The sequence below is a fragment of the Bradyrhizobium sp. HKCCYLRH3099 genome (genome assembly GCF_051167855.1).
GTDB lineage: Bacteria > Pseudomonadota > Alphaproteobacteria > Rhizobiales > Xanthobacteraceae > Bradyrhizobium.
This window is the reverse complement of sequence record NZ_JBNPTW010000003.1, coordinates 461,504-475,918: the sequence shown is the minus strand read 5'-3', so window position 1 is coordinate 475,918 and position 14,415 is coordinate 461,504. Positions and strand designations below refer to the sequence as shown.

Genomic DNA, 14,415 nt, shown 5'->3' with positions numbered 1-14,415 from the left:
CGCCACGACTGTTTCGCGATGTGCGGCGCGACGAAACATTTCTGCCGGTCGACGAAACCATTTTCCTGCTTTGGTGCAGACGTCCCGAAACGGGGCCCCCGTAACAATCCCACCCGTCGAAACGCCGCAAGGGGGCGGCGGAACGGGAGAGTGACATGCAGAACGTCGTTGCCATCAATTCCGCCGCCAGCCGGGGCATCATCGCGGCCCAGGCGACCACGGACGACATGCTCCTGGAGAGCATTGCCGATGGTGACCGCACCGCGATGCACACGCTTTATGCGCGCCACAATGTGCGGGTCTATCGTTTCATCCTGCGCATCGTCCGCGACACCACGATCGCCGAGGACCTCGTCAGCCAGGTGTTCCTGGACGTCTGGCGCACCGCCAAGCAGTTCGAAGGCCGCTCGCAGGTCTCGACCTGGCTGCTCTCGATCGCCCGCTTCAAGGCGCTGACCGCGCTGCGCCAGCGCCGCTTCGAGGACATCGACCAGGACGAGGTGCGCGAGATCGCCGACGACAGCGACACGCCGGAGACCTCGCTCGAGCGCTCCACCACCAGCGCCATCCTGCGCGCCTGCGTCGCCAAGCTGTCGCCGGCGCATCGCGAGATCATCACCCTGATCTACTACCATGAGAAGTCCGTGGAAGAGGTCGGCCAGATCATCGGCATCCCGCAGTCGACGGTGAAAACCCGCATGTTCTACGCCCGCAAGCACCTCGCGGAACTCCTGCGCGGCGCCGGCGTTCATAGCCTGGCGGCCTGATATCGCTTCCTTCTCGTCGGGACCGGTGTCCCGGCGGGTTCCCGTGACGACGACACCAAGAAAATCGCCGAACGAAACAATTGAAACATTCGGCGCAATCACTCGGAAAAGTTCGACCGCTAGAACGTGACCCATCAACCGGACGTCAGTCCCCCAGCTGATCCCGGTTTTGAGCGAGCAAATTCCACCTCCAAGGTTGCTCCGAAGACCCGGCGGATGCCCCCGCCGGGTCTTCGTCTTTTGTGGGGTCGGTATAGGGCGATTTGACCATTTGATATCGCCTTGTCCCGGTGCAATGGTCCGCGCGAGAAGGGCCGGGCGCGCCCTGCAATGACGGACGGTCGCGGATGTTCGGTTTGGATGCGGTGGAGCTCGCGCGCGCGCAGTTCGCCTTCACGGTCACCTTCCACATCATCTTCCCTGCCTTCTCGATCGGGCTCGCCTCCTACCTTGCGGTGCTGGAAGCGCTGTGGCTGTGGACGGGGCGGGACGTCTTCCTCAACGTCTTCAACTACTGGCTCAAGATCTTCGCCATCGCGTTCGCGATGGGCGTTGTCTCCGGCATCGTGATGTCCTACCAGTTCGGCACCAACTGGTCGGTCTATTCCGACAAGGTCGGACCGGTGATCGGCCCGCTGATGGCCTATGAGGTGCTGACCGCGTTCTTCCTCGAGGCCGGGTTCCTCGGCGTCATGCTGTTCGGGCTCAAGCGCGTCGGGCCGAAGCTGCATTTCCTCGCCACCCTGATGGTCGCCGTGGGCACGTTGATCTCGGCGTTCTGGATCCTCTCGGCCAATTCCTGGATGCAGACGCCGGCCGGCTACGCCGTGAACGCCGAGGGCCAGTTCGTCTCGGTCGACTGGCTCAAGGTGATCTTCAATCCGTCCTTCCCGTATCGGCTCGTCCACATGGTGCTGGCGGCCTATCTCACGACCTCGCTGGTGGTCGGCGCGGTCGGCGCCTGGCATCTGCTGCGCAATCCGCATCTGCCGGGCCCGCGCGTGATGTTCTCGATGGCGATGTGGATGGCGGCGCTGGTGGCGCCGCTGCAGATCTTCGTCGGTGATCAGCATGGCCTGAACACGCTCGAGCACCAGCCGGTGAAGATCATGGCCATGGAGGGCCATTTCGAGAGCCACAAGGACGGCGCGCCGCTGTATCTGTTCGGCTGGCCCGACCAGGAAAAGGGCGAGCTGAAATATGCGCTCGGCATTCCCAAATTCGGCTCGCTGATCCTCAAGCACCAGATCGACGCGCCGATGGCCGGGCTCGACACCGTGCCCCGCAAGGACTGGCCGCCGGTGCCGATCACCTTCTGGTCGTTCCGCATCATGGTCGGGCTGGGGATCCTGATGCTGGCGCTCGGCCTGTTCAGCCTGTGGGAGCGTTGGCGCGGCCGGCTGTACATCAACCGCGGCCTGCATCGCTTCGCGATTGCGATGGGTCCCGCCGGCTTCATCGCCGTGATCGCCGGCTGGGTCACCACCGAGACCGGCCGCCAGCCGTTCACCGTGTACGGGCTGCTGCGCACGGCGGACTCCGTTTCGCCTCTGGCCGCACCGGCCGTGGGCGCCTCGCTCATCGCCTTCATCGTCGTGTATTTCATCATCTTCGCCGCTGGCGTTGCGTACATCCTGCGCCTGATGGCTGACCCGCCGCATCCCGGCGAGCCCGGCCCGAGCGGCACGGAGCCGGTGCGATCAGGGGGCATCACACCGGCCGCCGGCGTCGTGCAGGGAGCGGGATCATGAGCGTCGCCGTTGATCTCGCCACGCTCTGGGCCTTCATCATCGCGCTCGCGGTCTTCATCTATGTCGTGATGGACGGCTTCGACCTCGGCCTCGGCATCCTCTTCCCGCTGTTTCCGGGCAAGCACGACCGCGACATCATCACCAACACCGTCGCGCCGGTATGGGACGGCAACGAGACCTGGCTGGTGCTCGGCGGCGGCGGGCTGATGGCGGCGTTTCCACTCGCCTACTCCATCCTGCTGCCGGCGCTCTATGCGCCGCTGATCGCGATGCTGGTCGGGCTGATCTTCCGCGGCGTCGCCTTCGAATTCCGCTGGCGCACGCGCAGCACACGCAATCTCTGGGACATCGCCTTCGCCGGCGGCTCCTGGGTCGCGGCGCTGGCGCAGGGCATCGCGCTCGGCGCGATCCTGCAGGGCGTGCATGTCGACGGCCGGCACTATGCCGGCGGCTGGTGGGACTGGCTGACGCCGTTTTCCATCCTCACCGGCGTGTCGCTGGTCGCAGGCTACGCGCTGCTCGGCGCCACCTGGCTGATCCTGAAGACCGAGGGCGACCTGCGCGACAAGGCCTATCGCATCAGCTGGGTGCTCCTGTTCATGATGCTGCTCGCCATCGCCGCCGTGAGCCTGGCGACGCCGCTGCTGACCATCCAATATGCCCAGCGCTGGTTCAGCTGGCCGGCGATCGTGCTGACCGCGCCGGTGCCGCTCGCCGTCATCGGCGTCACCGTGCTGCTGATGAAGAACCTCGCCCAGAAGCACGACGGCTGGCCGTTCTTTCTGGCTCTCGCTTTGTTCTTCCTGTCCTATGCCGGCCTCGGCATCAGCATGTATCCCTACATCGTGCCGCAGAGCGTCACGATCTGGCAGGCCGCCGCGCCCGAGCGCAGCCAGTTGATGATGCTGCCCGGCGTGCTGGTGCTGGTGCCGCTGATCCTGGGCTACACCGGCTGGGCCTATTGGGTGTTTCGCGGCAAGGTCGGCCATGACGCCGGCTATCATTGATGCCGCCGTCACCACCTCCCGCCCCGCTCGCCAAGCGCCTCGGCTGGTTCGTCGCGCTGTGGCTCGCCGGCGTGGCCACCGTCGGCGCGGTCGCATTTCTACTGCGACTCTGGATGAAGCTTGGATGACGGTCGGCCACGCTCGCTCACCTTGACTTTGCTGCAAATTTGCCCCTGAAATTTGGCGGGTGGATTTGATCGGGCAAGCTTCGCAGGGGTCCGTTGAGGAGAGCTTTGAATGCCGAGTTTCCGTCGCCTGCTGTGTGCCACCAGCGCCATCATCGCGCTGGCGCTGTCCACATCGCACAGCTTCGCCCAGTCCGACGATCCCGGGGATCAGCCCGGCCTGGTCGCCGATGACGGCTACGAGCTCGATCCCGAGTGGCGCAAGCAGGTCGTCTACTTCCGCACCAACGAGCCGCCGGGCACGATCATCGTCTCCACCGCCGAGCGTCACCTCTATCTGGTGCAGCCGGGCGGCCGCGCCATCCGCTACGGCATCGGGGTCGGCCGTGACGGCTTCCAGTGGCAGGGCCTGCTCAGCATCACCAAGAAGGCCGAGTGGCCGGACTGGACGCCGCCGCCGGAAATGATCCAGCGCCAGCCCTATCTGCCGCGCTTCATGGCCGGCGGTCCCGGCAATCCGCTGGGCGCCCGCGCGATGTATCTGGGCACCACCGTGTATCGCATCCACGGCACCAACCAGCCCTGGACCATCGGCAGCAAGATTTCCTCCGGCTGCTTCCGCCTGGTGAATGCCGATGTCGCCGATCTCTACGACCGCGTGCCCGTCGGCACCAAGGTCGTGGTGCGGCAGAAGCCGGAACTGTGACGGCGGCGCCTGCCGCCGGACATTCAGCCATCGCTTTGTCCTGACATTTTTCGAAAGAGATTCATCATGCGCACTTTCCGAGGCGGCCTGCTGATCGGGCTCGCCGTCGCTGTCCTCGTCGCGGCCTTCGCCGTCACCTACGAAATGTACGACACCCGCACCCTGAAGCGGACGATCCGCCGCGGCGAGGTGCTGTGCGGAGTCAATGCCGGCCTGCCCGGCTTCTCGATCCCCGATGACAAGGGCAACTGGACCGGGTTCGACGTCGATTTCTGCCGCGCGGTCGCGGCCGCCATCTTTGACGATCCGAAGAAGGCGAAGTTCGTGCCGCTCGACGCCAACGAGCGCTTCAAGGAGCTGCAGAGCCGCAAGGTCGACATCCTCTCGCGCAACACCACCTGGTCGATGGCGCGCGAGCAGAATTTCGACCTGTATTTCCCGGCGGTCGCCTATTACGACGGCCAGGGCTTCATGGTGCCGCGCTCGCGCAAGCTCGAGACCGCGCTGGACCTGAGCGGCAGCAAGGTCTGCGTGCAGGACTCGACGACGAACGCGCTCAATGTCTCCGACTACTTCCGCGCCAACAACATGAAGTACGAGGAGGTCAAGCTGCCCAAGCTCGAGGACGTCCTCAAGGCCTATGACAGCGGCAAGTGCGACACCTTCACCGCCGACGTCTCGCAGCTCTATGCGCTGCGGCTGACGCTGTCGAAGCCGAACGATCATGACATCCTGCCCGACGTCATCTCCAAGGAGCCGCTCGCGCCGGTGGTCCGCCAGCGCGACGACGACTGGATGATGATCGTAAAGTGGACGCTGTATGCGATGATCAACGCCGAGGAACTCGGCGTCACCTCCAAGAACATCGACGAGGCGCTGAAGTCGAAGAAGCCGGACGTGATGCGGCTGGTCGGCAATGAAGGCACCTACGGCCAGGACCTCGGCCTCACCAAGGACTGGGCCGCCCGCATCATCCGCCACGTCGGCAATTACGGCGAGGTCTATGAGCGCAACGTCGGCAGCGAGTCGAAGCTGAAGATCCCGCGCGGCATGAACCAGCTGTGGAACGCGGGCGGCGTGCAATACGCGCCGCCGATCAGGTAGGGCCGACGGACGCCGGCATTTGCCGAAGTCGCGGACGTGAGTCCACATCATGAGCGGCTCGCTCGGTGTACCTCGCCCCGCTTGCGGGGAGAGGTCGGATGGCATCGCAAGATGACATCCGGGTGAGGGGGTACAGGTCTCTCCGCTCACACCACCCGTGCGTCTGCCCCTCACCCCAACCCTCTCCCCGTAAGAACGGGGAGAGGGAGCGTACCGCCCGCGCAACGAGAGCTAAATCCGACAAACGACATCGCATAAGCAAACTCATCCTCGCGACGCTTCTCCGCGTCCGAGCTTTGCTCATTTCTCCGCCCTCTTCCAAATCGAGGGCGCAGGGAAGGCCAGGTGCCGACTGGCACCTGCGGCCCGCCTGCGAAAAAAATTGCAGGCGGCAGGAACCACAGGCTCAGCCGGGACAACCCGGCCTTCCCTGCGCGATGGTGTTAACGCTTATGGCGCGCTCTCCCCGGTGTCCGGCTTGTTAGCCACCGTCGCCCGCGCGATGCGCCAGCATCGTCGCGAGCTTGACGCCAGCCTCGGGGCGCCAGGACCACGCACTTTCACGTCCGCATCGGAATCGTTCGTCGGCACGCTCACACGCGCTGCGATCCGATGCGGCCATCGCATCATCAGCCCGACACTCGTGACGATCGCGAAGCGTCCCTCTTGTGGGCCAAGACCGGCAGACTGTGCAGCTGATTTGCCCGACGACACAACGCCCGTCGGATTGCGACAAATTGGCACGACGGGCAAAGCTCCTGCTGATATGGCGTAACTCGTCCCGCAGAATCATGCCTCTCGCGCACTCCGCTACCGAGGCTCCGCAACGCGCTCACGAGTTCGTGAACGCGCTCTCAAATCCATCCGATCGCATCGGTCGTAACGAACTCGACCAATCCGGTCAGGCTGGTGCGACCTGGAGGACAGGGCGAACAGGGGCTGCAAATCCCTTTTGCGCATCAGCCAACTCATCAGTTCAGTTGACAGGGAAACACTCGAATGACGCTGGGATTCCGTTCGTTCGTGGCCGGCGCGTTGATGGTCGGCGCGCTCTCCATCTCCGCCACGGCTGCTCGCGCTGCTGACATCGTCGACACCGCCGTCGGCGCAGGCCAGTTCAAGACGCTGGTCGCCGCCGCCAAGGCCGCGGGCGTCGTGCCGGTGCTGAAGAGCAAGGGCCCGTTCACCGTGTTCGCGCCGACCGATGCGGCGTTCGCAGCGCTTCCGCCGGGCACCGTCGAGGACCTGCTGAAGCCGAAGAACAAGGGCAAGCTCGCCGCGATCCTCAAGTATCACGTCATTCCGGGTGCGGTGAAGGCGGGCGACGTCGCCGGCAAGAAGCTCAGCGTCAAGACCGCGCAGGGCCAGCCGGTGGCCGTCGACGGCACCTTCTTCGGCGTGCAGGTCAACGACGCCCATGTCGTCCAGGCCGATATCGTCGCCTCGAACGGCGTCATCCATGTCATCGACAAGGTGCTGCTGCCGCCGGCCAAGACCGCGATGCATCACTGATCCGGCGAGAACATTGATTGAAACGAGAGCGCGCCGTCGATGACGTCGCGCTCTTTGTTCGTGAGCTCCGACGTCGCGACGTTCAAGATAGCGGGGACGCAACTGACCTATGAGGGCCGATACGGTCTCAACAACAACGGTGTCGTCCCGGCCTTTGAGCCGGGACCCATAACCACCGCCTGGAATTTGGCGACCGCTGGAGCTACCAGCGCGCGTCGCCACATCGCCCTGTGGTTATGGATCCCGGCGTTCGCCGGGACGACAGCGGTGGGTATGGCCCAACCTCGGCATCCTGCGAAGAGCATAACGATTCGCAGGAGCTGCCTCACTCAATACCCTCTGAGTTGCGCCAACTGCGCCGCGTGGTAGTTCGCATCCCCCAGCAGCTCCTCGCAGACCCGGGCGCGTTTCATGAAGAGGCCGATGTCGAACTGGTCGGTCATCCCCATGCCGCCATGCATCTGCACGCCCTCCTGCACCGCGCGCGTTGCGGTGGCGCCGGCGCGGGCCTTGGCCACGGCGACGGCGGCCGTTGCAGCACTGGTATCCGCCTCGAGCGCCTGCAGCGCCTTCAGCACTGCGGCGCGGGTGATCTCGATCTCGATGTAGAGCTGGGCGGCGCGGTGCTGCAGCGCCTGGAATTCGCCGATCGCCTTGCCGAACTGCTTGCGCTCCTTGAGGTACGCCACCGTGCGGCCGAACACCTCCTCGCTCAGGCCGACCATCTCGGAGGCGACCGCGCCACGGCCGAGATCGAGCACGCCGCCGAGCACGGCGGCGCCGCCGTCGACCTCGCCCAGCACGTAATCCGCGTTGACCTCGACATTGTCGAAAGTGATGCGCGCGGCGTTGTGCGCGTCGACCATGATGGTGCGCTCTATCGCCACGCCCTTGGCCCTGGGATCGACCAGGAACAGCGTGAGGCCGTCCCGCTCGCCCGGCGCGCCGGCGCTGCGCGCGACGACGAGCAGGAGATCGGCGACATGGCCATCGACCACCATCGCCTTGGCGCCATTGAGCCTGAAGCCGTTGCCGGAGCGCACCGCTTGCAGCACCGTGTGCAGCGGCCGATGCTTGGCGCCTTCATCGAGCGCGAGCGCGGCGAGCAGCTTGCCGCTTGCGATCTTCGGCAGGTATTCTGACTTCTGCGCGGTCGAACCCGCGCGGGTCAGCGCCGACGCTGACAACACTGCGGTCGCCAGGAACGGCGAGGGCATCAAGGTGCGTCCGATCTCCTCCATGACAACGCCAGCCTCGACCGCGCCGAGTCCGGAGCCGCCATGCTCCTCGGGAACCAGGAGGCCTGCGAAACCCATCTCGGCGAACGTCGCCCAGAGCTCGCGCGAGAAGCCGGTCTCGTCTTTCGTGTCGCGCAGCTTGCGCAAGTGAGCGACCGGCGCGTGATCGGAGATCAGACCGCGCGCGCTGTCGCGCAGCATGGATTGTTCTTCGGTGAGGAGGAGAGGCATGGCGAGAATCCTTGAAACTGAAACTGAGGCTGACCGGTTCGCTCTCAACCCTCATGGTGAGGAGGCGCCCTTGCGCCGTCTCGAACCATGAGGCCGACAGTGGGGCCTCATCCTTCGAGACGCGCGCAAAGGGGCGCGCTCCTCAGGATGAGGGTCTTTCGTCACGCCCCCGGCAGATCGAGGATGCGCTTGGCGACAATGCCGAGCATGACCTCGGAGGTGCCTCCTTCGATGGAGTTCGCTTTCGTACGCAGCCAGGCGCGCGGACGGGCGCCTTCGTGCGAGCGCTCGCTCTCCCATTCCAGCGCATCGATGCCGCCTGATGACATCAGGATCTCGTGGCGGCGCTTGTTGAGCTCGGTGCCGTAATACTTCATCGCCGACGAGAATGCCGGATGGCCCTGCCCCGCCTTGGCGAGATCGACCATGCGCTCGGCGGCGGCCGCAAGCGCGGCCTCGTCGACATCGAAGGTGGCGATGTCAGCGCGCAGCAGCGCATCGTCGAGCCTGCCTTGCGCATCGCTGCCGACCGAGTCGGCCGCGACCTGACCCAGCGGCCGGCTGCCGCCGCGCTCGCCCATGCCGGAGATCATCGCGCGCTCGTGCTGCAACAGATATTTTGCGACGTCCCAGCCGCGATTGACGGTGCCGAGCACATTGGCCTTGGGCACGCGGACATTGTCGAAGAAGGTCTCGCAGAACGGCGAGCGGCCGGAAATCAAGAGGATCGGCTTGGTCGACACGCCCTTCGAGGTCATGTCGAACAGGATGAAGCTGATGCCGTCATGCTTCTTCGCCGTGGGATCGGTGCGCACCAGGCAGAAGATCCAGTCGGCGTAGTTGGCGTAGGAGGTCCAGATCTTCTGGCCGTTGATGATGTAGTCGTCGCCGTCGCTCTCGGCACGCGTCTGCAGCGAGGCGAGATCGGAGCCGGCATTCGGCTCGGAATAGCCCTGGCACCAGCGAATGAGGCCGGCGGTGATCTTCGGCAGGTGCTCGCGCTTCTGCGCCTCGGTGCCGTATTTCAGCAGCGCCGGTCCGAGCATCGAGATGCCGAACGAGGTGATCGGCGCGCGCGCCCCGATCGCCGCCATCTCCTGGCGCACGATCTTCGCCTCCTCACCGTCGAGGCCGCCGCCGCCATATTCCTTCGGCCAATGCGGCACCGTCCAGCCCTTGTCGCGCATGCGCTCGAACCAGATGCGCTGCGGCTCGGAGGAGAATTTCGCGTTGCGGCCGCCCCAGAACGTGTCCTCGTCGGACGTCATCGGCCGGCGCATTTCCGGCGGGCAATTGGCCTCGAGCCAGGCGCGCGTTTCGCGGCGGAATGTGTCGAGATCGGCCATATCTGATCCTCGCGCGTTTCCATGTTTGCTGTCGTTGGAACGACCTAACCTCAGCGCGTCAGGGAATTCAACATCGATGTCGCCGCGGGCGCCCTCGCCTTGTCCGGCGATCTATGGTCATGATGCCGCCGCGTGAAAATACGAGGAAACGACCATGCGCCTGAAACTTCTTTCGCCTGGCGAAATGAGCGCCGACCAGCGCCAGACCTATGACGAGTCGATCGCCAGCAAGCGGGGCTCGCCGCCGCCGCCGATGATGGCCTGGCTGAACAGCCCGGAGATGGCGCGGCACGCGACCCGGCTCGGCGCCTTCCTGCGCTACGACACGGTGTTTCCCGCCGCACTGTCGGAGATCGCGATCCTCGTCACGGCCCGGCACTGGACTGCGCATTACGAATGGTACGCGCATAAGCGCCTGGCGCTGGCGGGCGGATTGGACATCAAGATCATCGAGGACATTCGCGACCGCCGCACGCCGGACTTTTCCGATGCCAAGGCGCAGATGATCTACGACGTCGCCAAGTCGCTGCATGAGGGGCACGGGCTGACGGACGCGCTGTATGCGGAGGCGATCGCCACGCTCGGCGAGCGCGGCCTGGTCGAAATCATCGGCCTGTGCGGCTACTACACGATGGTGTCGATGACGCTGAACGCGTTCGAGTTCGATCTGCCGGACGGCGAGGTGTCGGAGTTGAAGTGATCAGCTGTGAGCTGCGATCCGTCGCTGTCACCGCGAAGACGGTGCAATCCCCTCCCCCTTGCGGGGAGGGGTCGGGGGTGGGGGTCTCCGGGCGCTGAACTCAGTGAGGCGCGCCTTTGTTCGTGCAAATAGCTGTTGTGTATGGAGGCGTGGAATCCGGCTCTATTGAGAGATTCCGATCTTGTTTAACCGAGAGCACGGTTCGTGGAACCCCCACCCCCGACCCCTCCCCGCAAGGGGGAGGGGGGCGCACCGAGCGCGCGGCTTCTAGCTCCGCTCGACCACATTCGCAGCCACCCGCCGCTTCGACGACCACACCAGCGCCAGCACGCACAGGCCCAGCAGCACCGGCGGGAAGACCACCAGGTTCACCGCCGACCAGCCGAAATGCGCCAGCAATTGCCCCGATGAGAACGAGCCCAGCGCCATCAGGCCGAAGATCAGGAAATCGTTGAACGCCTGCACCTTGTTGCGTTCGGCGGACGTATGCGTCTCCAGCACCAGCGCGGAGGCGCCGACGAAGCCGAAATTCCAGCCCACGCCGAGCGCCACCAGCGTGGCCCAGAAGTGCATCGCGGTCAGGCCGGACAGCCCGATGATCGCGGCGACCGCTTCCAGCGCCAGCCCGAGCGCGACGATGACCGGCGCGCCGAAGCGGGCGATCAGCGAGCCCGTGAAGAAGCTCGGGCCGTACATCGCCACGATGTGCCATTGCAGGCCGAAATTGGAATCCGACACCGTGAGACCGCACATCTGCATCGCCAGCGGCGCCGAGGTCATCACCAGGTTCATCACGGGATAGGCGATGGTGCCGCACAGCGCGGCGGCGATGAAGCGCGGCTGGCGCACAATCTCCAACAGCGGCCGGCCACCGTGCAGATCGGCGGCTTGCGGCTTCGGCAGATCGACGCCAAAGACGATGCCCATCGCGATCAGCGCCACCGCCGCCTGGATCAGGTAGCTGAAGGCGAACAGATAAGGCTGCCAGACGTCCATCGTCCATTGCACGAGTTGCGGACCGAGCAGGCCGGCGAAGATGCCGCCCGCCATCACCCACGACACCGCCTTGGGCCGGAACGCGGCGCTGGCGCCATCGGCGGCGGCGAAGCGATAGGATTGTGCGACGGCGCCGTAGAGACCGCCGAGGAAGGTCGCGAGGCAGAACAGCGCGAACGAACCGCGGAGAATGGCAAGGCAGCCGAGCACGCCGGTCACCGCGCCACAGCCGGTGCCGATCAGGAACGCGACACGGCGGCCGTAGCGGCGCGAGATCGCGCCGGTCGGCAAGGTGCCGGCGGCAAGCCCGACCACGTACATCGAGATCGGCACCGTTGCGAGCCCGATGTCCGGTGCGATGGTCACGCCGACGATCGCGCCGGTGGCGAAGATCACGGCCGAGTTGGCGCCGGTCAGCGCCTGCGCGGCGGCGAGGCGGGTGACGTTGCGGCGCGCGCGGGCATCATCGGAAGTGTCTTCGGTCACGGTGAGGTCGATCATCTCGAATGTCCGGCTGCGCGGCGGCGCGCCTGCTCTGCTGGCCGCACTATTGCGGGAAGCCTGCGCCCGAGGCAACCGGCCGCAGCGGAGGCAAGCCATGCAGCCACAGGACCTTCAGCCACAAGACTTGCAGCCACAAGACCTGCAGCATCGCGAGGCGTGATTCGACAGCCTCGGTAGGCGCGGCTAATCAAGCCAAGCGGTATTATCGGGTCACAGCGACTGCGGAGCTTGAGCCATGTCAATCGATGATTCAATCGACGATCGTCCGACGCTCGCGGCCCCCGATGACGATCCGTATCTGTGGCTTGAGGACATCGAGGGCGACCGCGCGCTGGCCTTCGTCGCGGCGCAAAATCAGCGCACACTGGCCGCGTTCGGCGATACCGGTTTCGAACACGACCGCGACGCGCTGGCCGCGATCTTCGACCGGCCCGACAACATCCCGTTCGTCTCCAGGCGCGGCGGGCTGCTGTACAATCAATGGAAGGACGCGGTGCATCCGCGCGGCCTGTGGCGGCGCACGACCTTGGACGAGTTCCGGACAGCGCAACCGCGATGGGAGGTGCTGCTCGACATCGACCGCCTCGCGACTGACGAGGGCGAGGACTGGGCGCTGAACTGGGTCTCCAGCCTGCCGCCCAAGCATGAGCGCGCGATGCTGTCGCTGTCGCGCGGCGGCAGCGATGCCGTGGTGCTGCGCGAGTTCGATCTGACGGCCAAGCGCTTCGTCGACGGCGGCTTCGCCTTGGCCGAGGCCAAGGGCAGCGTCGACTGGCTCGACCGGGATACGCTGCTGCTGTCGAGCGCGTTCGGCGAGGGCATGGCGACGCCGTCCGGCTATGCGCGCACGGTGCGATTGTGGCGGCGCGGGGAGCCCGTCGCCGCGGCAAAGCAGATCTTCGCGGCCGAGAACGGCCAGTCGGTCTGGGTCCGCGCCGGTGTCGACCGCAGCGTGACGCCGGCGCGGGTGTGGTTTTCGGAAGGGCTCGATTTCTTCAACCATCAGCTCTGGCTCGGCGATGCCAGCGGCGCGGTCACGCGGCTGGACGTGCCGAGCGACAGCTGGGTCACACCGGATGGCGACTGGATCGCAATCAAGCTGCGCCAGCCCTGGACCATCGATGCGGTCACGCATCCGGCCGACGTCGTGCTGGGCATCAGGCTGTCGGCGTTTCTCGCCGGCTCGCGCGAATTCATCCGCCTGTTCGAGCCCAGCGCGCGGCGCGCGCTGCAGGGCCTGTCCTGGGCCGGCGGCCGCCTGGTGCTATCGATCCTGGACGAGCTGCGGCCGCAATTCGAGGTGTGGACGCCGTCGGCGGAGGGCTGGAGTTCTCAACCGCTGCCGGGACTGCCCACGCTCGCCACCGTCAATGTGTGGCCGCTCGATTCCGACGAATTGACCGGAAATGGCGATCTGTTGGCCAGCATCCAGGATCCGCTGACTCCTCCGTCGCTGCAACTGGTCGAAAACCTCGGCGCGCCGGTGGTCTTGAAGCAGGCGCCACGGACGTTCACCGCCGACGGACACGTCGTCACGCGGCACGAGGCGGTCTCGGTGGACGGCGTGAAGATTCCCTACACGCAGACCGGCCCCGCCGAGCCGACCGGCGATGCGCCGGTGCATATGAATGCCTATGGCGGCTTCGGCCATACGCTGCTGCCCGCCTATAATGCCGCGCTCGGCAAGCTGTGGCTGGAGCGCGGCGGGACGCTCGTCCAGGCCAACATCCGCGGCGGCGGCGAGTTCGGCACCGCCTGGCACGATGCCGGCCGCTATGCCGGCAAGCGGCTCGCGCATGATGATTTCGCGGCCGTCGCCGCCGACCTCGTCCGGCGCGGCGTCACCGTGCCGAAGCGCATCGCCGCGCAAGGCGGCTCGAATGGCGGCATCCTGATCACCAACATGCTGGTGCGCTACCCCGAGCGCTTCGGCGCGCTGTTCTGCACCATCCCGCTGATCGACATGCGCCGCTACACCAAGCTGCTCGCCGGCGCGAGCTGGATCGCCGAATATGGCGATCCGGACAAGGTCCAGGAGTGGGGCTGGCTGCAGACCTACTCGGCCTATCACACCGCGACGCCCGGCCAGCCTTATCCGCCGATCCTGATCGCCACCACGCGCCGCGACGACCGCGTCCATCCGGGCCACGCGCGCAAGATGACCGCCAAGCTGCAGGCCATGGGCTACGACACCTGGTTCTACGAGCCCGCCGCAGGCGGCCATGGCTACGGCACCGACAACCGCGAACGCGCCAGCTTCATCACGCTGGGCACGCGGTTCCTGGCGCGGCATGTGGGGCTGGAGATGGGGTGAGCCGACCTCTCAGCGTCATTGCGAGGAGCGAAGCGACGAAGCAATCCAGAGTCCCGACCCGGCCCCTGGATTGCTTCGCTGCGCTCGCAATGACGGGGGTCGACGATGCGCCGT

Annotated in this window: 12 protein-coding genes; 9 read left to right on the top strand and 3 right to left on the bottom strand. The window is 65.9% G+C overall.

Going from position 1 to position 14,415, the window contains the following annotated elements; translation table 11 throughout:
- The first annotated feature begins 155 nt into the window (after window positions 1–155).
- The 7 genes from ACQR1Y_RS10350 to ACQR1Y_RS10320 all read left to right on the top strand — a co-directional run bounded on the left by ACQR1Y_RS10350 (window position 156) and on the right by ACQR1Y_RS10320 (window position 6,972).
- Window positions 156–767, top strand: a complete 612-nt coding sequence (locus ACQR1Y_RS10350; protein ID WP_434856492.1) for a sigma-70 family RNA polymerase sigma factor — start codon at window positions 156–158, stop codon at window positions 765–767.
- A gap of 347 nt (window positions 768–1,114) precedes the next feature.
- On the top strand, window positions 1,115–2,518 hold the full coding sequence (locus ACQR1Y_RS10345) for a cytochrome ubiquinol oxidase subunit I (RefSeq protein ID WP_434876047.1): 1,404 nt from the start codon (window positions 1,115–1,117) through the stop codon (window positions 2,516–2,518).
- Window positions 2,515–3,525, top strand: a complete 1,011-nt coding sequence (gene cydB, locus ACQR1Y_RS10340; protein ID WP_434856494.1) for a cytochrome d ubiquinol oxidase subunit II — start codon at window positions 2,515–2,517, stop codon at window positions 3,523–3,525. Before ACQR1Y_RS10345 ends, cydB begins: the two co-directional genes overlap by 4 nt.
- Window positions 3,525–3,653 carry a DUF2474 family protein gene (locus tag ACQR1Y_RS10335; protein ID WP_434876048.1) on the top strand — a complete coding sequence of 43 codons (129 nt, stop codon included), beginning with the start codon at window positions 3,525–3,527 and terminating at the stop codon, window positions 3,651–3,653. The genes cydB and ACQR1Y_RS10335 overlap by 1 nt, the downstream gene beginning before the upstream one ends.
- 109 nt (window positions 3,654–3,762) lie before the next feature.
- Complete coding sequence (locus ACQR1Y_RS10330; protein ID WP_434856496.1) at window positions 3,763–4,356, top strand: L,D-transpeptidase; 594 nt, start codon at window positions 3,763–3,765, stop codon at window positions 4,354–4,356.
- 66 nt (window positions 4,357–4,422) lie between these two features.
- Window positions 4,423–5,460, top strand: a complete 1,038-nt coding sequence (locus ACQR1Y_RS10325; protein WP_434856497.1) for an amino acid ABC transporter substrate-binding protein — start codon at window positions 4,423–4,425, stop codon at window positions 5,458–5,460.
- 999 nt (window positions 5,461–6,459) lie between these two features.
- A complete protein-coding gene (locus tag ACQR1Y_RS10320) occupies window positions 6,460–6,972 on the top strand; it encodes a fasciclin domain-containing protein (RefSeq protein WP_434876049.1) in 513 nt (170 codons plus the stop codon).
- 329 nt (window positions 6,973–7,301) lie between these two features.
- Here the strand turns inward: ACQR1Y_RS10320 and ACQR1Y_RS10315 are convergent, their stop codons facing one another.
- Together ACQR1Y_RS10315 and ACQR1Y_RS10310 are read right to left on the bottom strand one after the other, a co-directional pair.
- A complete protein-coding gene (locus ACQR1Y_RS10315; RefSeq protein ID WP_434876050.1) occupies window positions 7,302–8,441 on the bottom strand; it encodes an acyl-CoA dehydrogenase family protein in 1,140 nt (379 codons plus the stop codon).
- Between the two features lie 161 nt (window positions 8,442–8,602).
- Window positions 8,603–9,787: an acyl-CoA dehydrogenase family protein gene (locus ACQR1Y_RS10310; protein WP_434876051.1), complete on the bottom strand. Its 1,185-nt coding sequence runs from the start codon at window positions 9,785–9,787 to the stop codon at window positions 8,603–8,605.
- A 154-nt stretch (window positions 9,788–9,941) separates the two neighbouring features.
- Between ACQR1Y_RS10310 and ACQR1Y_RS10305 the strand changes: the two genes are divergently transcribed.
- A complete protein-coding gene (locus ACQR1Y_RS10305) occupies window positions 9,942–10,487 on the top strand; it encodes a carboxymuconolactone decarboxylase family protein (RefSeq protein WP_434876052.1) in 546 nt (181 codons plus the stop codon).
- Window positions 10,488–10,754: 267 nt separating this feature from the next.
- Here ACQR1Y_RS10305 and ACQR1Y_RS10300 read toward each other — a convergent pair whose 3' ends face one another.
- Window positions 10,755–11,984 carry an MFS transporter gene (locus ACQR1Y_RS10300; RefSeq protein ID WP_434876053.1) on the bottom strand — a complete coding sequence of 410 codons (1,230 nt, stop codon included), beginning with the start codon at window positions 11,982–11,984 and terminating at the stop codon, window positions 10,755–10,757.
- Between the two features lie 238 nt (window positions 11,985–12,222).
- On the opposite strand from ACQR1Y_RS10300, the gene ACQR1Y_RS10295 reads away from it, so the two are divergent.
- On the top strand, window positions 12,223–14,301 hold the full coding sequence (locus tag ACQR1Y_RS10295) for a prolyl oligopeptidase family serine peptidase (protein ID WP_434876054.1): 2,079 nt from the start codon (window positions 12,223–12,225) through the stop codon (window positions 14,299–14,301).
- The last annotated feature ends 114 nt before the right edge of the window (window positions 14,302–14,415 follow it).

Coding starts and splice junctions, on each gene's coding strand:
- ACQR1Y_RS10350 (WP_434856492.1), top strand. CDS start 156: ATGCAGAACGTCGTTGCCATCAATTCCGCCGCCAGCCGGGGCATCATC.
- ACQR1Y_RS10345 (WP_434876047.1), top strand. CDS start 1,115: ATGTTCGGTTTGGATGCGGTGGAGCTCGCGCGCGCGCAGTTCGCCTTC.
- cydB (WP_434856494.1), top strand. CDS start 2,515: ATGAGCGTCGCCGTTGATCTCGCCACGCTCTGGGCCTTCATCATCGCG.
- ACQR1Y_RS10335 (WP_434876048.1), top strand. CDS start 3,525: ATGCCGCCGTCACCACCTCCCGCCCCGCTCGCCAAGCGCCTCGGCTGG.
- ACQR1Y_RS10330 (WP_434856496.1), top strand. CDS start 3,763: ATGCCGAGTTTCCGTCGCCTGCTGTGTGCCACCAGCGCCATCATCGCG.
- ACQR1Y_RS10325 (WP_434856497.1), top strand. CDS start 4,423: ATGCGCACTTTCCGAGGCGGCCTGCTGATCGGGCTCGCCGTCGCTGTC.
- ACQR1Y_RS10320 (WP_434876049.1), top strand. CDS start 6,460: ATGACGCTGGGATTCCGTTCGTTCGTGGCCGGCGCGTTGATGGTCGGC.
- ACQR1Y_RS10315 (WP_434876050.1), bottom strand. CDS start 8,441: ATGCCTCTCCTCCTCACCGAAGAACAATCCATGCTGCGCGACAGCGCG.
- ACQR1Y_RS10310 (WP_434876051.1), bottom strand. CDS start 9,787: ATGGCCGATCTCGACACATTCCGCCGCGAAACGCGCGCCTGGCTCGAG.
- ACQR1Y_RS10305 (WP_434876052.1), top strand. CDS start 9,942: ATGCGCCTGAAACTTCTTTCGCCTGGCGAAATGAGCGCCGACCAGCGC.
- ACQR1Y_RS10300 (WP_434876053.1), bottom strand. CDS start 11,984: ATGATCGACCTCACCGTGACCGAAGACACTTCCGATGATGCCCGCGCG.
- ACQR1Y_RS10295 (WP_434876054.1), top strand. CDS start 12,223: ATGTCAATCGATGATTCAATCGACGATCGTCCGACGCTCGCGGCCCCC.